The sequence below is a fragment of the Saccharospirillum sp. HFRX-2 genome (assembly GCF_043196805.1).
In the GTDB taxonomy this organism is placed as follows: domain Bacteria; phylum Pseudomonadota; class Gammaproteobacteria; order Pseudomonadales; family Natronospirillaceae; genus Saccharospirillum.
Genome location: NZ_JBEBMU010000001.1, coordinates 1,059,441 through 1,078,001, shown reverse-complemented (window position 1 = coordinate 1,078,001; position 18,561 = coordinate 1,059,441). Strand labels below are relative to the sequence as shown.

Annotated in this window: 17 protein-coding genes; 3 read left to right on the top strand and 14 right to left on the bottom strand. The window is 54.2% G+C overall.

What is annotated here, in order from left to right; translation table 11 throughout:
* Nucleotides 1–7: 7 nt before the first annotated feature.
* Together ABMA60_RS05065 and ABMA60_RS05060 are read right to left on the bottom strand one after the other, a co-directional pair.
* Nucleotides 8–517 (bottom strand): hypothetical protein, encoded by a 510-nt coding sequence (locus ABMA60_RS05065; RefSeq protein ID WP_392799637.1) that lies wholly within the window; start codon nucleotides 515–517, stop codon nucleotides 8–10.
* Complete coding sequence (locus ABMA60_RS05060; RefSeq protein WP_392799634.1) at nucleotides 514–789, bottom strand: hypothetical protein; 276 nt, start codon at nucleotides 787–789, stop codon at nucleotides 514–516. Before ABMA60_RS05060 ends, ABMA60_RS05065 begins: the two co-directional genes overlap by 4 nt.
* Nucleotides 790–1,055: 266 nt before the next feature.
* On the opposite strand from ABMA60_RS05060, the gene ABMA60_RS05055 reads away from it, so the two are divergent.
* On the top strand, nucleotides 1,056–1,610 hold the full coding sequence (locus ABMA60_RS05055) for a molybdenum cofactor guanylyltransferase (RefSeq protein ID WP_392799631.1): 555 nt from the start codon (nucleotides 1,056–1,058) through the stop codon (nucleotides 1,608–1,610).
* 5 nt (nucleotides 1,611–1,615) lie between these two features.
* Here ABMA60_RS05055 and ABMA60_RS05050 read toward each other — a convergent pair whose 3' ends face one another.
* The 6 genes from ABMA60_RS05050 to fdhA all read right to left on the bottom strand — a co-directional run bounded on the left by ABMA60_RS05050 (nucleotide 1,616) and on the right by fdhA (nucleotide 9,077).
* Entirely contained in the window at nucleotides 1,616–1,828 is a 213-nt protein-coding gene (locus ABMA60_RS05050) for a formate dehydrogenase subunit delta (RefSeq protein ID WP_392799628.1), read from the bottom strand.
* Nucleotides 1,829–1,862: 34 nt separating this feature from the next.
* The gene (gene fdhD / locus ABMA60_RS05045; RefSeq protein WP_392799625.1) at nucleotides 1,863–2,681 is read right to left on the bottom strand and encodes a formate dehydrogenase accessory sulfurtransferase FdhD; all 819 of its coding nucleotides are present in this window, start codon (nucleotides 2,679–2,681) and stop codon (nucleotides 1,863–1,865) included.
* Nucleotides 2,682–2,683: 2 nt separating this feature from the next.
* On the bottom strand, nucleotides 2,684–5,566 hold the full coding sequence (fdhF, locus tag ABMA60_RS05040) for a formate dehydrogenase subunit alpha (protein WP_392799622.1): 2,883 nt from the start codon (nucleotides 5,564–5,566) through the stop codon (nucleotides 2,684–2,686).
* A gap of 2 nt (nucleotides 5,567–5,568) precedes the next feature.
* A complete protein-coding gene (locus tag ABMA60_RS05035) occupies nucleotides 5,569–7,137 on the bottom strand; it encodes a formate dehydrogenase beta subunit (protein WP_392799619.1) in 1,569 nt (522 codons plus the stop codon).
* Complete coding sequence (locus tag ABMA60_RS05030) at nucleotides 7,134–7,658, bottom strand: formate dehydrogenase subunit gamma (protein ID WP_392799617.1); 525 nt, start codon at nucleotides 7,656–7,658, stop codon at nucleotides 7,134–7,136. Before ABMA60_RS05030 ends, ABMA60_RS05035 begins: the two co-directional genes overlap by 4 nt.
* Before the next feature lie 219 nt (nucleotides 7,659–7,877).
* Nucleotides 7,878–9,077: a formaldehyde dehydrogenase, glutathione-independent gene (gene fdhA / locus ABMA60_RS05025; RefSeq protein WP_392799615.1), complete on the bottom strand. Its 1,200-nt coding sequence runs from the start codon at nucleotides 9,075–9,077 to the stop codon at nucleotides 7,878–7,880.
* Nucleotides 9,078–9,396: 319 nt separating this feature from the next.
* Between fdhA and ABMA60_RS05020 the strand changes: the two genes are divergently transcribed.
* Together ABMA60_RS05020 and ABMA60_RS05015 are read left to right on the top strand one after the other, a co-directional pair.
* Entirely contained in the window at nucleotides 9,397–10,332 is a 936-nt protein-coding gene (locus ABMA60_RS05020; protein ID WP_392799612.1) for an alpha/beta fold hydrolase, read from the top strand.
* A 96-nt stretch (nucleotides 10,333–10,428) separates the two neighbouring features.
* A complete protein-coding gene (locus ABMA60_RS05015) occupies nucleotides 10,429–10,992 on the top strand; it encodes a YdeI family protein (RefSeq protein ID WP_392799609.1) in 564 nt (187 codons plus the stop codon).
* Nucleotides 10,993–11,024: 32 nt separating this feature from the next.
* Here the strand turns inward: ABMA60_RS05015 and ABMA60_RS05010 are convergent, their stop codons facing one another.
* From ABMA60_RS05010 to ABMA60_RS04985, 6 genes are all read right to left on the bottom strand, one after another.
* Nucleotides 11,025–12,059 (bottom strand): sodium:calcium antiporter, encoded by a 1,035-nt coding sequence (locus ABMA60_RS05010; protein WP_392799607.1) that lies wholly within the window; start codon nucleotides 12,057–12,059, stop codon nucleotides 11,025–11,027.
* 113 nt (nucleotides 12,060–12,172) lie between these two features.
* A complete protein-coding gene (locus tag ABMA60_RS05005; protein ID WP_392799604.1) occupies nucleotides 12,173–12,529 on the bottom strand; it encodes an RHS repeat-associated core domain-containing protein in 357 nt (118 codons plus the stop codon).
* Nucleotides 12,530–13,550: 1,021 nt separating this feature from the next.
* Nucleotides 13,551–13,862, bottom strand: a complete 312-nt coding sequence (locus tag ABMA60_RS05000; RefSeq protein ID WP_392799601.1) for an RHS repeat-associated core domain-containing protein — start codon at nucleotides 13,860–13,862, stop codon at nucleotides 13,551–13,553.
* A 722-nt stretch (nucleotides 13,863–14,584) separates the two neighbouring features.
* Nucleotides 14,585–15,367 carry an electron transfer flavoprotein subunit beta gene (locus ABMA60_RS04995; protein WP_392799598.1) on the bottom strand — a complete coding sequence of 261 codons (783 nt, stop codon included), beginning with the start codon at nucleotides 15,365–15,367 and terminating at the stop codon, nucleotides 14,585–14,587.
* Nucleotides 15,357–16,607 carry an electron transfer flavoprotein subunit alpha/FixB family protein gene (locus ABMA60_RS04990; protein WP_392799595.1) on the bottom strand — a complete coding sequence of 417 codons (1,251 nt, stop codon included), beginning with the start codon at nucleotides 16,605–16,607 and terminating at the stop codon, nucleotides 15,357–15,359. Before ABMA60_RS04990 ends, ABMA60_RS04995 begins: the two co-directional genes overlap by 11 nt.
* Nucleotides 16,607–18,496: a (Fe-S)-binding protein gene (locus tag ABMA60_RS04985; RefSeq protein WP_392799592.1), complete on the bottom strand. Its 1,890-nt coding sequence runs from the start codon at nucleotides 18,494–18,496 to the stop codon at nucleotides 16,607–16,609. Before ABMA60_RS04985 ends, ABMA60_RS04990 begins: the two co-directional genes overlap by 1 nt.
* Nucleotides 18,497–18,561: the final 65 nt, after the last annotated feature.

The following is an 18,561-nucleotide window of genomic DNA, read 5'->3' as shown; positions in this document are numbered from 1 at the left end:
GGCCGGACTAGCGGGCAAAATAGCTGTGGAAGTAGGCGCGACCGTCCTCAACAAAGATCTCCGTGTAGAAACGCCATATTTCACAGCCCTCGACCATCAGGCGGGGAAAGGCGATTGAGTAAAAGTCAAAGACATCGTGTTGCGTGACTTTAATCTGGCTGAAATCATCCAGATGATCGAAGTAGGTTGCATCGGAAGCCGGAGCAAAACCGCCCGGTTGCCGACACTCAATGGGATCACGTGTAAAGAGATTTTGGTAGAGATAGGACGCCTCATCCTGCAGGCCTGAGTAGATTCGCTCCCTGGCAATGTATTGGTCGGCATCAGACAACCCGCGCTCTGGCACCAGAACCATGATGGCATCCACGTCTTGCGTTTGAACCGCGGCGGCGTACTGTTCAATCGCTGCCCGAACCAGCGCGGTATCATCACTGGCGTAGGTCAGTACCGGCCATACCAGCTCGATCAACAGCACCAACAACCCCACTTTGCCGCTTGTCTTACAGTGTTCTGTCATAGCGCCCCCCAAGATTTATACACAATAGCAGCCAGCCACAGTGCAAAAGTGATGAGCAGCAAGATAGCGGTGACGATGACGACATAGGTCACCAACAATCGTGCATTTCTATATTCTTTAAAGACGCCAGGACGCTCTATGAGGACCACGACGTAGAGAGCATTAAAGAAAAACATTCCCAGCAAAAACAGAACGAAGCTGAGCAAATGTGAAAACGGCAGGGTGACAAACAGTACGTAAAGGGAGGGCGGTAATTGGATCAGAAAACTCACCCAGCCTCGTTTCCAAACTTTCGTTTGGGGGTCACTGTCCGATAAACGATCTCGGCCCATACTGTCGATATTCCTAATTGACGCACACACCAATACCTTACCACCGCCACTCATTCATACCCGTTTTAGCATTCGTTTTTTTATCGCACTGAGCGCCCGGCAGCTTTCCGATTACCTGAATTTAAAGCAAACTCTCACCGGTATTGAAACGCATACCACAACCGTAATTTTCATACCAATAGCGGATATTGAAATGGGCCAACTCCGTGAACATTAAAACAGGCGCCATTTTGCTACTCGCCGGTGGCCGCAGCCGCCGTATGGGCAGTAATAAGGCCCAGTTACCCATGGCGGGCACGACCTTGCTGAACTGGCAACGCGAACGCTTGAGCGGCTTGGAATTGCCGGTCTGGCTTAGCGGGCCGGATGGCATCGTGGATCAGCAGCCTGATTTCCAAGGGCCCTTGGCCGGGTTGCATAGCGCTCTGCAACAACATCCTGAAATAAGCTTTTGGTTGCTGATGCCAGTGGATATGCCGGCGCTACCGGTAGCGCGATTGCGTCAACTGGCAATAAGCGTAACGGACAAAGCGGTACCAGTGGCGTTCCAGCATTCACCGCTTCCCTTGGCGATTCCGGCCAGTACGCAACTTTTCGATACGCTAACCAACTGGTTGCAACAGGCCGATGGTCCCAGGTCGATTCGTGCCTTGATGACAGAATTTAACGGCTACTGGCTGGAAGAATCGCTCAGTGAGAACGAGCAACTCAATGTGAATACCCCGGAAGACTGGCAAGCGTTTTTGCAAACTGTGAAATAATAAGGTTACAGCAAACGCACAGCCTTAGCGGCCAACGCATTTAATTCACTGCCATCAGTTTCCAGATAGTCTTTGATGTCTGCACGCATCGGTGGCGCCCAGAATTTAGTGACGTGTGCAGCAACCACTTCAGCGGCATTTTCTTCGCCATCTTTTATCGGGGTATGATCGGCGATCTGGTTGATCATCTTGATCAGGTTTTGGGTTCGATGACTCATGCTAATCACTCATTCAAAAAACGGACGCTGTTTATCAGCAATAAGCCAACTGACGCTGATCACGGGCAAAACCGACCAGGCGAATGCCATAGTCTTTCGCCTGTTGTACCGCCAGGCTGGAGGCGCCACTGACCGTCACCATCGCGCCCAAATCACACTGGGCGGCCTTGGCAATCAGCTCGAAACTGGCGCGACTTGATAACAATAAAAAACCGCTGTCGGTGTTGATCTGTTCGCGGCTTAACGCGCCGATGAGTTTATCCAGCGCATTGTGTCGGCCCACATCTTCGCGCGCCGCTTTAATAGTACCCGTTTCATCGCACCAGGCCGCGGCGTGAATGGCGCCGGTCAGTTGTTGCAAGGGCTGATGCTGCTGCAACTGATTCAAAGCAGCTTGCACTGCCTCGGCCGTCGGTAGCGATCTTGGCGTGACCTTCGGCAAATCACGTATTACCTGATCGAGCGAATCCTTGCCACAGAGACCACAACCGCTGGGACCGGCCATGGTTCTGCGTTGCTGTTTCAACGCATCCAAACGCGCGCCATGAATATGCAGGTCGAGTTCTAGGCCTTTTTTGCCATGGTCAATCAGGTTCAGATCGTAGAGTTCTTTGGCATTTTCGATAATGCCTTCGCTCAAACTAAACCCCAGAGCAAAGTCTTCCAGGTCGGTCGGCGTCGCCATCATTACCGCCTGGGTCTGGCCGTTGTAGCTAAACGCCACCGGCAACTCTTCAGCCAGGCTGTCGTCTTGCTGCGTTTCATTCCAGCCCCGATCAGTGCGGTTGCGCACGCCTAGCTTAGCGATTCGGTAACCGCTGTGGTCGGTTTCTGTCAGTGCCTTGATCGCCATCTTTATTTCACTGCGGTCGCGTCGGATTCAACGGCGGTTTTCAAAAAGCCCCATTGCTTTTTATGGTGTTCGCGATGTCGCTGTTGCCAGGCACTGGGGTTGGCGACTTTTTCACATTGCACAGCGGTGACCTTGTATTCCGGGCAGTTGGTGGCCCAGTCGGAATTGTCGGTGGTAATGACATTGGCGCCGCTGACCGGGTGATGGAAGGTGGTATAGACCACGCCCGGTTGCATCCGTTCGCTGACCTTGGCTTGCAGCACGGTGTCACCACTGCGGCTGGTAATGCCGACCCAGTCACCGTCGTTAATGCCACGCTCGTCGGCGTCGTGTGGATGTATTTCGAACCAGTCCTGGTCGTGCCAGCTCTGGTTGTCGGTGCGTCTTGTCTGAGCGCCAACGTTGTACTGGCTGAGGATTCGACCCGTCGTCAGCAGCAATGGAAAACGACGGTTGGTGCGTTCGGTGGTGGGCACATAATCGGTGACCACAAAACGGCCTTTGCCAATCGGGAAATCCTGCTCGTGCATGATCGGCGTGCCATTTGGATGGTCGTCGTTACACGGCCACTGAATGCTGCCCAGTTCGTCGAGCTTCTGGTAAGTGACGTTTTTAAAAGTCGGCGTCAGGCTGGCGATCTCGGCCATGATTTGTTCCGGGTGTTGGTAATCCATTTTGTAACCCAGAGCATTCGCCAAATCCTGAGTGATTTCCCAGTCGGCTTTGCCGGCTAAAGGCGGCATCACTTTGCGCACGCGATTAATGCGGCGCTCGGCGTTGGTGAAGGTGCCGTCTTTTTCCAGAAAGGAAGATCCAGGCAATAATACATGCGCAAACTTGGCGGTTTCGTTGAGAAAAATATCCTGAACAATTAAACATTCTAACGAACCAAGCGCCTGTTCCACATGCTGGGTATTGGGGTCAGACTGAGCGATATCTTCGCCCTGAACATAGAGCCCTTTAAAGCTGCCATCGATGGCGGCGTCGAACATATTGGGAATGCGCAAGCCGGGTTCGTGATCAATCGTTACACCCCAGGCGGCTTCAAAACGCTGGCGCGAATCGTCTTGCGCCACGTGCTGATAGCCCGGTAATTCGTGCGGGAAACTGCCCATGTCGCAACTGCCCTGGACATTATTCTGACCACGCAACGGATTCACCCCAACGCCTTCGCGACCGATGTTGCCAGTCGCCAGCGCCAGGTTGGCGATGCCCATCACCATGGTCGAACCCTGGCTGTGTTCGGTCACGCCAAGGCCGTAATAGATGGCGCCATTGCCAGCGGTGGCATACAAGCGCGCGGCTTCACGCACGCGCTCGGCCGGCACGCCGGTAATGCTTTCGGTCGCTTCCGGTGAATGGCGTTGTTCGCGAATAAATGCATTCCAGGCGGCGTATTCATCGGCGTCGCAACGCTCGGCAATAAAGCGGCGATCTTCCAAGCCTTCGCTGACCACCACATGCGCCAATGCATTCACCAAAGCAACGTTGGTACCCGGACGCAACGGCAGGTGCAAACCTTCGGTGCCATGGGGCGTTTTCAACAAATCGATAGCGCGAGGATCGGCGACAATTAATTGCGCGCCCTGGCGCAAACGACGCCGCACTTGCGAACCGAATACCGGATGCGCATCGGTCGGGTTGGCGCCGATGACGATGATGCAATCGGCTTTCATCACCGAGTCAAAAGTCTGGGTACCGGCGCTTTCACCGAGGGTTTGTTTCAATCCATAACCGGTCGGCGAATGGCAGACGCGCGCGCAGGTATCGGTGTTGTTATTGCCAAAAGCGGTGCGCACCAACTTCTGCACCAAATAAGCTTCTTCGTTGGTGCAACGCGAACTGGTGATGCCGCCGACACTGTTGCGGCCGTGTTTGGCTTGAATGGATTTAATGCGTTCGGCGGCGAACTGAATGGCGTCTTGCCAACTGACCGGTCGCCAGGCTTCGTCGATATGATCGCGAATCATCGGCGTGGTCAGGCGGTCCGGATGGGTGGCGTAACCGAAGGCAAAGCGACCTTTCACACAAGAATGGCCATGGTTCGCCTGGCCGTCTTTAAACGGCACCATGCGCACTACCGTATTGCCTTTCAGCTCCGCTTTGAATGAACAGCCAACGCCGCAATAGGCGCAGGTGGTGACCACTGAACGATCCGGCTGGCCCTGTTCGATGACCGAGTTTTCCATCAGCGTTGCGGTCGGGCAGGCCTGAACACAAGCGCCGCAGGACACGCATTCGGAATCCATAAAGTCTTCATCCTGACCGGCGGCAACCTGCGAATCGAAACCGCGGCCGTCGATGGTCAGCGCGAAGGTGCCCTGCACTTCTTCGCAGGCGCGCACGCAACGCGAGCAGACGATGCACTTGCTGGCATCGAAGGTGAAATAAGGGTTACTGGTATCTTTGTCGGCGTCTAAGTGATTTTTGCCGTCGTAGCCGTAGCGCACTTCACGCAAGCCAACCGCACCGGCCATATCCTGTAATTCACAGTCGCCATTGGCGGAACAGGTCAGGCAGTCCAACGGATGATCGGAAATATACAGCTCCATCACATTGCGACGCAGTTTGGCGATGCGTTCGTTTTGAGTGGTAACGCTCATGCCTTCAGCCACCGGTGTGGTACAGGACGCTGGCAAACCGCGCCGACCTTCAATTTCGACCGCGCATAAACGGCAGGAACCGAAAGCATCGAGATTATCGGTGGCGCACAGTTTGGGAATCTGAATGCCGGCGATGGCGGCAGCGCGCATCACCGAGGTGCCTTCGGGTACGACAACGCTTTGACCATCAATGCTCAGCGTAACGGACTGACCCGTTGCAACGGGCGGCGGCGTGCCCAGGTCACGATCGGAACGGGTGCCAGGATCATAAATATGCAGCATGTTCAGGCCTCCGTGACGCTGACTGCGTCGCGTTGGAAATCATCGGGAAAGTGATTGAGCGCGCTGCGCACCGGGTTCGGCGTCATGCCGCCCATGGCGCAGAGCGAACCGTCTTCGAGGGTATCGCATAAATCGCGCAGTAAAATAAGGTTGTTGTCGCGTTCGTCATTGGCGCGAATGCGATCGATCACTTCCACGCCGCGCGTCGAACCAATGCGACAGGGCGTGCATTTACCGCAGGATTCCACAGCACAAAATTCCATGGCAAAACGCGCCTGCTTGAGCATGTCGACGCTGTCATCGAACACCACTATGCCACCGTGACCGACCACGGCGCCGACCTCGCCGAAGGCTTCGTAATCGAGCGGGGTATCCCACTGACTTTCTGGCAGATAAGCGCCGAGTGGTCCGCCGACTTGAACGGCGCGCATCGGTCGGCCGGTCGCAGTGCCGCCGCCGTAGTCTTCCAGTAATTCACGCAGCGTGACGCCAAAAGCCAGCTCGACCAGACCACCGCGTTCGATGTTTCCAGCCAACTGAAACGGCAAGGTGCCGCGCGAGCGACCCATGCCATAGTCGGCATAAGCCTGACCGCCATGGGCCAAAATAAAGGGCACCGCGGCAAAGGTGAGGACGTTATTAACCACCGTCGGCTGACCGAAAGCGCCATGCAAAGCCGGCAATGGAGGTTTCACCCTTACCTGTCCGCGCTTGCCTTCCAGGCTTTCCAAAAGCGACGTTTCTTCGCCGCAGATATAAGCACCGGCACCGAGGCGAACTTCCAGATGAAAGCCGCGACCGGAATTAAGGACGTTGTCGCCGAGATAACCCGCCGCTTCGGCAACGGCGATGGCCTCATTCAGAATCTCGTGCGCAACCGGGTATTCCGAGCGCAGATAAATAAAGCCGGTATCGGTACCCACCGCCAAACCCGCGATGGTCATACCTTCGATCAGCATAAAAGGATCGGCTTCCATCACCAGCCGATCGGCAAAGGTGCCAGAGTCGCCTTCATCGGCGTTGCAGACAATAAATTTGCGACCGGAATAGCGGCCGTGTTCGCGACTAGCGTCAGCATCCAAAACCGTCTGCCATTTAATACCCGCCGGAAAGGCCGCGCCCCCACGACCGCGCAGGCCCGAATTTTTTACTTCATCAACGATCTGTTGTTCGGTTTTATCCAGCGCCTGACGCAAGCCAACATAACCTCCGTGCTGGCAGTAATCGTCGAGCGACACCGGGTCGGTAATGCCGGCACGCGCAAAGGTCAGGCGTTGCTGGTTTTTCAGATAGGGATGTTGCTCAATCGGGCCCAGATAAAGTGCATGGCCGGGCTTGCCTTCGAGCAAACCACTGTCGAGCAAAGCCGGGATGTCTTCAGGCGCTACCGGACCATAAGCAACGCGGCCCTGATCGGTTTCGACTTCGACTAACGGCTCTAACCAAAACAGACCGCGCGAGCCGTTGCGTACCAGTTCGAACTTGGTGCCGCTGTTCAGCAAGGCCGCAGCCACTTCATCGGCACCGAGCGATAAAGCCGTGGTGTCACGCGGCACAAAAATACGCGTCATGCTTCCGGCTCCTGAATGATCAGCCGACGAGTGGCCGCCTGGTCCAGCAAGGTATCCAGCCGGCTGTTGGTGACCCGGCCATAAATGCGACTGTTCAGCCGCACCGCCGGGCCAGTCGCACAATTGCCCAGGCAATAAACCGGTTCCAGGCTCACTTCACCATCTGTTGTGGTCTGATGATAATCAATGCCGAGTTTTTGCTGAGCGTAGCTTTCCAACGACTGGCAACCGCGCGCCTGGCAGGCTTCGGCCCGGCAGATTTGCAGGCGGGTACGACCGGTCGGCTGGGTATTAAAATCGTGATAGAAACTGATCACCCCATGCACTTCGGCGCGGGTAATCTGCAAACCCTCGGCAATAACCGGCACTGCGGTTTCGGGAATATAACCGAGGTCATCGCGAATACGATGCAGCAGCGGCAACAGCGGCCCTGGCCGGGCTCTAAAGGCCGCAATTTCGGCGTTTAACCAGTCCAGCGAGAAGTCCGGCTGGACGGGCGAAGATTGAGAGGCATCAGACATAATGATTTTTTGTACGGCACGGTCGTTGTTATTGTGAATGGCGCTTATCGAAGGTGGCGATCACGCTGTAGCAGTATAGCTGGGCCAGCTGAGCAACACCGCGCTATTGTGATCCGAACACCTTCGCAAAGCCCGACCCAGGCCGCAAATAGACCGAAGGGCGTCGGTGCTGAGCATCCCGGTCGCAGTGTGCCACGCCGGAATGCCCTGGCTTCGCGGTTAAGCGGCGACCGAACCGTGCGGATCAATAACAAACTTCTTAGCTGCGCCACCGTCAAAATCGGCATAGCCTTGCGGCGCCTGGTCGAGGCTGATCAGCTGCACATTCACCGCCTCGGCGATCTGCACCCGGTCGAACAAAATCGCCTGCATCAGCGCGCGGTGGTATTTCATCACCGGGCACTGACCGGTATGGAAGGAGTGCGATTTCGCCCAGCCCAAACCAAAGCGCATGCTCAACGAACCCTGCTGAGCAGCCACTTCAGCCGCGCCCGGATCTTCAGTCACATACAAACCCGGTATGCCGATTTCGCCACCGGCGCGAGTGACCTGCATGGCCGAGTTCAACACCGTGGCCGGTTGCTCAACATGGTGATGATGACCGCAGGCATGTGCCTCGAAACCGACGCAATCAACAAAGCAATCGACCTCCGGCTCACCGAGAATCTGCTCCAGCATCTCGGGCAATTCGGCATCCTGTTTCAAATCGATGGTGGCGCAACCAAAACTGCGCGCCTGGGCCAGACGTTCGTCGATCATATCGCCGACAATCACGCAGGCCGCGCCAAGCAATTGCGCACCGGCCGCCGCAGCCAGTCCCACAGGGCCAGCGCCAGCAATATAAACCGTTGAACCCGGACCGACACCGGCAGTCACACAACCGTGGAAACCGGTCGGGAAAATATCGGACAGCAGCGTCAGATCGCGGATTTTCTCCATGGCCTGATTTGGATCGGGGAATTTCAGCAGGTTAAAGTCGGCGTAAGGTACCATCACATACTCAGTCTGGCCGCCAACCCAGCCGCCCATATCGACATAACCATAGGCCGCACCAGGACGCGCTGGATTCACATTCAAACAAATACCGGTTTTGCCTTCCTTACAATTGCGGCAGCGACCACAGGCAATATTAAAAGGCACCGACACCACATCGCCGACCTTGAGGAATTCAACGTCACGGCCGCATTCGATGATCTGGCCGGTAATTTCATGGCCCAACACCAAGCCCTGAGGCGCGGTAGTACGGCCGCGCACCATATGCTGATCGGAGCCGCAGATATTGGTGGTGAGCACTTTCAAAATAACGCCGTGATCGCAACGGCGCTTACCGATGGCGAGCTCGGGAAAAGCAATGGATTCGACCGAGACCTTGCCCGGACCCTGATATACAACACCACGATTAGATGCTTGAACACTCATCACTGTGATCTCCTGTCATTATTGTTGTTGTCGGCGTATCGAGCCTAACAAGGTGCCGGGATCAAACACCGAGCCTGCATACTAGAACTTTGAGTGCCCGCGAAGATTCCGCAAACGACATCGCAGCGACCTTTTATTCCTCTAAACGTCATCGGTGGGAACAGCATTCAGGCAGCCCGATAAAAGAGGAACGAAAACAACACAACCAGGATGAGTGACCGCTGTTCGAAACCAGCAAAAACAATCCGTTCTATTAGGGCAAGTATTGACCTGTTTAAGCACTAAGGTGGCCGTTCAATTTTCATCAGTAAGGAACCACATGAGCAAGGCTACCGTTTTCCCCAACCCCAGTTTTGTTTCGGTTAATGGAATAGAACTCGAAGTCTTCGAAGCCGGTCAGGAAAACACCGGTAACCCCGTCGTGCTGTGCCACGGTTGGCCAGAACTGGCCTACACCTGGAAAGAACAAATCCCGGCACTGGTCGCCGCCGGCTACCACGTCATCGCTCCCAACCAGCGTGGCTTTGGCAACTCCTCCTGCCCGAGCGAAGTAACCGCTTACGACCTGGAACACTTGAGCGGTGACCTGGTCGCCCTGCTCGACCACTACAACTATAAAGATGCCGTCTTTATCGGCCACGACTGGGGCGCCATGGTGGTGTGGGGCTTGGCGTTGTTGCACCCGACCCGCGTCAGCAAAATCGTCAACCTGAGCGTGCCTTACATGGACCGCGGCGAAATGCCCTGGATCGATATGCTCGAAGCCATCATCGGCCCTGACTACTACATGGTCGACTTCAACCGAAAACCGGGCGTCGCCGATGCCATTTTGGAAGCCAACACCGAAAACTTTTTGCGCAATTTGTATCGCAAAAACGAACCGATGGCCGCGCCAGAACCGGGCAATATGATGAGCAACCTGGCTCAGTCCGACAGCCCTGCCGGCGAACCGTTATTGAGCGACGACGACCTGGCGGTTTTTGTTGAGGCGTTCCAAAAATCCGGCTTCACTAGCAACATCAACTGGTATCGAAACCTCGACCGAAACTGGCACTTACTTGCCAACGTCGACCCCATTATTCAAAAACCGGCGCTGATGATTTATGGCGCACGCGATATGGTTCAGCCCTCTCCGACGCTGGCGAACTCCGTACCCCAGGTTGAAGTAACAACCCTGGATTGCGGCCACTGGATCAGCCAGGAAAAACCGGAAGAGACCAACCAGGCGATCATCAGCTGGTTGAAAAAGAACTAACCAACCTACAATAACGCACTAAAGAGTGTGGTTCCCGAAATAGCCAGGGGAGCCACACTCTTTCATTTCATTTTTTTGCAATAAGGAAGTTCAGTTTTGGAAGACGCCATTTTCTTCGCCAACCGGGACGAATTCAGCCAATGGCTGGAACAACACCACCAAAGCGAAACGGAAGTCTGGGTTGGCTATTTCAAAAAAAGCACCGGGCGCGCCACCCTGACTTGGTCAGATTCGGTAGACGCTGCACTGTGCATTGGCTGGATCGATGGCATTCGAAAATCGGTTGATGCTGAACGCTATAAAATTCGCTTTACGCCGAGAAAGGAAGGCAGCGTTTGGAGTGCGGTTAATGTTAAAAAGGTAGAGGAATTAATCAGAAGCGGTCACATAAAACCCGAGGGTTTAAGACTGTTTAAGGCTCGCAAAGACACCGAAGGTTACTCCGTTGATAGCATGCAACTGGAACTAGCCAGAGAGTACGAAGAGCGCCTTAAAGCTAATTCAAAAGCCTGGGCCTTTTTTGAAGAACTGGCGCCCTCTTATCGGCGACAGTCGGTTTATTGGGTAATGAGCGCCAAGCGAGAAGTTACTCGGCTGAAGCGGCTTGAGACATTAATTGCATCTTTTGAGGCTGGAGAGAGAGTGGCGGGTCTGGGTTAAATCCGTGCATTGACGGCCGATCGGGCCGACCACTAAAGCGCGCTCAACAGCAGCGCTGCGCCACCCAGGTAAAGCAGTATTAAAACCACGCTTTCAACACCAATTCTGCCCGGTCCGATACGCTCACGCCGGAGCAAACCCATCATCAACACCGCAGACATCAACAGCGTCAAAGAAACCCAAAGCTGAGCCGATTTGGTCATGGTGTGGTAGATCGAGCCATCGCGATAGGCGATGTCTGAGGCCGCCATAAAAAGCGTATCAAAGGCGTTACCGCCGATGATGCCACCGACAGCCAAGGTCAATGCCCCTCGTCTAACCGCCGCTATGGACGTCACCAGTTCCGGTATGGACGTAGAAATGGCCGTCAACATGACACCCACAACGGTCTGGGTTAAACCGGTCTTTGCTGCAATCACAGTCGCCGCTGGCTCGAGCGTCCAACCCGCCAATCCGAGCACCACAAATAACAGCGTGAATTCAACCCACAAACGCACCGTCGACGGCATACGGCTGATATCGTCTGGCTGGTCTGCGCGGGTTTCCCGGGTTTGAGTTGGCGTCCACATGGGCTTTTTATGCGCGCTCTGCGCCAGATGGAGGCCGTAGACATAGAAAATAAACAGCAGTGGGGAGGCAAGATGCACCTGCCACAGAGTGACCTCGGGCAGCAACGGCGTCATCATAATTAACGCCAGCAACATGATCAGTAACGCATTCTGGATCATGTTCGGTACCGAGGCTGCCGCGTGTTCCAGATTGGCACGGCGGTAAACCATATCGGCTACAGCCAGAAAGAAAGTTTGCACGGCAATACCGCCCAAAGCATTACTGACCGCCAGTTCCGCATTGCCGTTCCACGCAGCGGTGACCGACAGCACCGAGCCACCAATAGAGGTACTAAAGCCAAGCAACACCGCCCCTGCTGCCGCTTCACCGATGCCGGTACGATCCGCCAGCTGGTCAACCACAGCGGTGATACGAGTACCGGCCAGAGCAATAATCAGAGCGCAGCCTGCAAAGACCAGCAACCCCTGTACCAGGGTCCAGCTGTCAGGGTTCAGCAAGGGAGCGCTCCTTCTTTGGCCGGTAGAATTTGGGTCAGTGGCGTGATACCGATAGAGGCAGGCTAAACGTGCGGATGCACAGTGACAAGTCAGCCATCAGCACACTAGCGTTACTACATTACGTTTGGAATCCTGTCTGCTTTGATCGGTAAGCCGGTGTTGCGGAAGTTCCACAGGTCGGGTTGCACGAAGCGTTGCGTTTTGGGGTTGTACCAGCGGGCATCGAGGTGCACCAGGCCGGTGGTTGCTTCGGTGTAGCGGCCGGTGTATTGGTACGGCATCAGGTTACCAAGTTGTTCTAGGGCTGAGGCGCTGCCGTCAGCTGGCGACCAGTGGTTGTAGTCGTTGTGTTTCAGGAAGACCTGGCCGAAGGGGCTGTAGCCCAGACGCAATGCGCCCTTGCCATCGGCGTCGCGTACTTGCAAGGTGCTGCCGAGATGATCGCTATAAAGGAACGGTTGGCGCAACATGCATGCCGCCGGTTTTAAGTTAACCAAGCCCTACTTACGATGAGTACCCTCTTAATCGGAATTAAACATAACTGATGAAATCACAACCGAAAAAAACCAATGTATCCATAGCCAAGAATATTCTCCACTGATATCCAAAACATACTTGAATCTCGATTATCAGAATTTATACGAAACTTAACGCTGGGGTGATTCTTGAAATCAAACAAAACATACTTGTCTGAGATAGGGTTATGACCTGACTCATACTTAAATAAAAAAGAATTCTTAATTCCATTTTGGATCTCGTACTTGGAATAGTATAGGCCACTAGATTCAACGATATTAATTTCATTATTCCTATTGACCTCTTTCATCATAATTAAAAGCGCCATGTCAGAAAGCATAGATCCCGACACTAAGAATAGGGCCGGAGGAAAAATGTAAAATAAAGCCCTTTTAAGATTCTTGGCAGAAGAACCTCGGCGCAATTTGAGGAACCCTAGGATTAAGCCAATTATAAGCCACCCAAAAAAGAACAGAACGCCATACCCTGCAATCCAGGAAGTTATCAGAATAAGATTTTCCATAAACCCACTTATTTCATAACCTAACACGGAATATTTCGGTGGCCAGAAAGATCGATTCCATAACTATGAGGTTCACCAGGAGGCTCATTAGGCTCTTCTTTAGGATCTCTACCAAGCAAATTATCTATGAGACCACCTATGTTCCCAGAGAGAAAATTTGCAGTACCCGTTACTTGGCCTGTAGCCCCAACTGGGGAACCACCACCATAAACAGTATAATCCGAAAATGTCCCTGTGTAGCCATCACCTTGCAATGCACCTGTCGTTACTGGTCCTGTAACTACACATGTTTCAGAACCAACACCTGCAAGGTTGTTCACCGTATCTGCATTGGTGCTTTGAATACCTACAGTCACAGTAGCGTTGGGGGTCTGTCCACCACCTGAGATTGACCCCTGTAAAGCCACATTACCGTCGTCATCCCAAGCGACACCAAGACTTACAGAACCACCTCATCCAAAACCAAGATTTCCACTAACGACAATTGCTGTGGTATCAAGGCCATATAAATCGATCCAACCCAGCGGATTCCCACTCACATACCCATACCCCATCTGCTGCCCAGGGTCCCTCAGCAACTGAGCGGTATCCAAACCGGTAAACCGCATCAACTCATGACGCACTGCCATTGGCAGACCAGTGTTGCGGAAGTTCCACAGGTCCGGTTGTACGAAGCGTTGGGTTTGAGGGTTGTACCAGCGGGCATCGAGGTGCACCAGGCCGGTGGTCGCTTCGGTGTAGCGGCCGGTGTATTGGTAGGGCATCAGGTTGCCGAGCTGTTCCAGGGCTGAGGCGCTGCCATCGGCTGGCAGATTACAATCATCAGTTTTAATCTCTCCGCTTATAATATTTTATGATTCCTTTTTAGTACCTATAATTAAATAGCCTTACTTCCTTGTTCATCTACTTCATTAAATCACGTTTAAAAAGACGCCGAATTGATATCCAGCCTCGAAGCAAGAAAACTAGAGAAACAATCAATAAGCTCAACAGGACATGAACTTTAAAAAAAGTTAGTAATACGATGAACAGCAAGCTCAAAAACCAACTCGATATGAATTTTTCAAAGTTTGAAATTGAGTATTTCGTTTTGCAGTTCGGGCATGTAAAAGCTCCATTAAGCACAGTCTTTAGCTGATCATTAACGTCTAACTCTCTAAAGCAACTCTTACAAGCCAAACTCATGTCATCCCTCAGTAGTTACATGGGTCTTTAGGTGTAAGCGCATCGTACGCCCAGCTAGCCCTTATATAGTCAAGATAGCCTGCACCTATTCCTACTGCTGTTATTGCCCAAGCAGGTGCTGATAAAACCGCTGCAGCACCAGCACCTACAGCAGTAGCCGTTGAACCAGTAACTGCACCAAACATTGAAGAGCCATTATAGTCCCCAGTATTAGCCTGATCGATAATCTCCCCACCTATAGTCCCATATCCCCTATGGTGGTACCGCCTGAAAGGAACTGACCAGAGACTATGTATTCCAACTAATTCAGAATTTTCTCATTTCGCAATAAGTCGATAACCGCCTCGGCCTTCTCTCTATCCGTCCCATCTTTAATCACCTGCCCACCCTGCCCTTGTGGCTTGGCGGTGGCGGCTTTGAAGCGGTCGGCGGCGTTGCTGGCCTTTACTACGTTAAGGCGTTTTGGCTTGGCTTTGGCGGGACTTTGTTGCCAATTCTGGCGGGAGGTATCGACCGGGGCATCGACTGCTTGCTCGGTGATGGTGGCGCGGCGGGCGGCGCCGAAAGCGGACTGGCGAGGGGTGGTTGCGGCGTTGTCGACGCTGGCGACGAACGGTAGGGGCACGCGTAACAGGCGGCGTTGGCCGCGTGGCAGGGCTTGCAAAACTTCGGCTTTACCGTCGGCAATTTTTTGAATATCGGCGATGCGGTCGACAATCGGCCAGCCGAGTTGTTCGGCCAGTTGATAAGGCAATAGTCCAGACGCTTCGCCATTTTCAGCGCGGATTCCGGTGAGCAGAATATCCGTTGGTGTTGCTTTTAAGTGGTTTAATAATACAGTCGTTGCATCGGAATTTTCAGCCGTTTTTAACAGAGTTAATTCCGGCAGGCCCATACCTAAATATTGCTTTAAGGCGGTATTTTGGTCAGTACCGACATGCAGTAATTTGACCTGAGTGCCGACTAATTTAAGACCCAGTTCGACAGCGCGGGCATCCTGACTAGCGCGTTGTTCGCGGCCGGACTTTTCGTGCTGGCCAATGCTGACCAGCGCCGTCACATTCAAAGAAGCATCAAGCGACATGACGAGCCTCCGAATCAGCAGTGGAAGTTTCAGTTGCGCTCTCACCCAGCAAATTTAACAACTCCGCCAGAATGGCCTGGCTATCACCAATCACCGACAAGTCAGCGCGTTTCACCATATCGCAGCCCGGGTCCATATTGATGGCGATGACTTTGTCGCACTGACCAATGCCTTGCAGATGCTGAATGGCGCCGGAAATACCGACGGCGATATAGACCCGAGCGGTTACCCAAGTACCGGTGGCGCCTACCTGGCGGAAGCGCGGCATATTGCCATCGTCGACGGCGACGCGGCTGGCGCCTTCGGTCGCGCCCAGGGCTTTGGCAACCCGGTGGAACTGATCCCAGTCGCGCACGCCGTTACCGGCCGAAACAATAAATTCGGCTTCGGCCAGGGCGATCTGGCGGGGGTCTACATCGACCGGGCCGAGGTCTTCAATCTGTGCGGATAGAGCGTCGATAACCGGCGCTGAAATCGGCTTGGCTTCGTGACGAGTATCGCTGATCGGCATGGCGCATTCTTCGGCCAGCAACAGCAAGCGCGGCGTTGGGCGTTGCCAGTCGATGCGGTCGCGGCCGCCACGGCTGAGGGTGGTCGTGGCGTCTACCTGCCAGGCATGGGTGGCGGCGCGAATATCCAGACGGACAGCAAGACGGCGGCCCAGGTCGGCACCGCCTTGAACGGAATCGGGAAATAACCAGAAGCGGATTTCATGCTCGGCTTCCACCGCTTCGAGCAGGGCCAGTTTTTGTTCTGGGCAATAGCCGCTGTAGTCCGGCAGGTGTAACAGGCGGTCGGCACCGGCGGCGCCGAAATCAACATCGCGGCTGTCGCCAAAGGCGATGGCTAAGACCGCACCCTGGCCGTCCAGTTGCTGTATCAATTGATGGGCCTGGCCGAGCACGTCTTTGTCGTGACCGCTTAACCGACCGGCAGCTAAATCGACTACCACCGCAATTAAATAGTCCGGCGCTTCGACTTTATGCATCGGCAATTCAATAGTTTGTGTTGACGCCTGTTGCCCCGAACGGCGCATTAAAACATTGGCACCGCCTTTGGCGCTGCGGTCGATGCGCTTAATGCCATTGGGGCCGATAAAACCGACCGCGTGCGGGTTCTTGCGCAGCAAGCCGGTTGGCCCGCGCACTTCGCCGACCATCGTTAAGGTGGCGTGTTGCGGATGTAGGCGGTTACGGGCTATGCGTTCCAGGCGCGGGTCGCGACGAATCACAGTCGACATCAGTGCACCTCCACAATTTGCTCGGCCACCAACTCAGCCAGATCACGAATCTGCGGCCGCGGTTCCACTACGCCTTCTAGCATGGCGGTGCATTGCTGGCAGGCTACGGCGATGGTGTCGGCCTTAACTTCGCGGGCATCGTCGACGCGCATATCGGCAATGCGGCGCTCGCCAGGCACATCGGTAATGGGTGCACCGCCGCCGCCGCCGCAACAGCGCGAACGATAACCAGAGCGCTGCATTTCACTGACTTCTATACCGAGCGCATTCAAAAGCGCTCGTGGCGATTCGTACTCGCCGTTATAGCGCCCCAGGTAACAAGGGTCATGATAAGTGACGGTACCGCCATTAAAAGCATCGAGTTTTAGCTGGCGGTTTTTGATCAGTTCATTAATAAAAATCGAATGGTGCAGCACTTCATAATGCCCTCCCAGCTCGCCGTATTCATTGCGCAACACATGGAAGGCGTGCGGATCGGTGGTGACGATACGGTTAAACTGATAACGGCTCAGCGTTTCGATGTTTTGTTTTGCCAGTGACTGGAAAGTCGCGTCGTCACCCAGACGCCGGGCAACGTCGCCACTGTCTTTTTCTTCATCGCCGAGTACGGCGACATCGACATTGGCCGCGCGCAGCACTTTCACAAAGGCTCGTAAAATGCGCTGACTGCGCATATCGAAAGCGCCGTCGCTGACCCAGAATAAAACATCGGTTTTTTGTTTATCTTTCATCAGCGGTAAATCCAGGTCCGCTGCCCAGTTGGTTCGACTGGCGGGATCGAAACCATTGGGGTTATCGGTGGCGATTAAGTTCTCTAATACTTCGGCACCTTTGTTCGGTGTTTCACCACGCTCCAGCGTTAAATAGCGGCGCATATCGACAATGGCATCGACGTGCTCAATCATCATCGGACATTCTTCGACACAGGCTCGGCAAGTGGTGCACGACCAGAGCGTTTCAGCGCTGACCAGACCATCGACGATCACCTGACCCGGGCCGCCTTTGGCGTCACCAACGCTTTTGCCTGGGTAGGGACTGCCGGCATAGTTGGCGTCGGAGCCACCGGCCAGACCAACCACCATATCCTGAATCAGTTTTTTCGGGTTCAGCGGCTGACCCGCAGCGAATGCTGGACATACAGCTTCACAACGACCGCATTGCACGCAGGCATCGAAACCAAGCAACTGGTTCCATTTAAAATCCTTAGGTTCGGCAACGCCTAGAGCGCCATCCAGATTGACCGCTTTCAGGCCAGTCGAACGACCGCCACCAAAACGCTCAGGGCGACGATGAAAAGCCAGGTGTAAGGCACCGGCGAAGGCGTGTTTCATTGGCCCGCCCCAACCCATGCCAAACATCAGCTCGGCCAAACCGAAGGCCACGCCAATCAACAAAATGACGGCTAACACCGTGCCGCCAAAATTCTCAGGCAGCCAGCCGGACGCGATTAAGGTTAATAAGAAAAACGACGCGGAAAACGCCAGTAGATTTTTCGGCAAGCGCATCCAGGGGCCTTTGGATAAACGCTCCGGTGGGTGGATGCGACGACGGGTCACAAAGAGCGCACCAACAAACATTAAGGCGGTCGCAAACAACAGCGGCACTAATAAAAACGGACTGCGCAGATCGAAAAGATAAACCGGCAAAATCAGCAGCATGGCCAGCACATAGCCACCGGCCGTGGCCACATGAGTGCGCGACATGGCTTTATCGCGATCCACCACATGGTGCAGATCAACCAGATAACGACGCGGCATGGCCAGCAAACCGGCCAGTAAATTCACTGACTCTGGCTGACCGGCGCGCCATAAACGGATGCGCCGTACAGCGCCGATCAACAGCAGTAACAGCCCAGCGATGAGTAAGGTTGATAATGCACGATCAAGCATTTTTTGCTCCGGGAGACGCTTGACGGGAGACGGAAGACGCAACGCCTAAAACAGCGTCTCCCGTT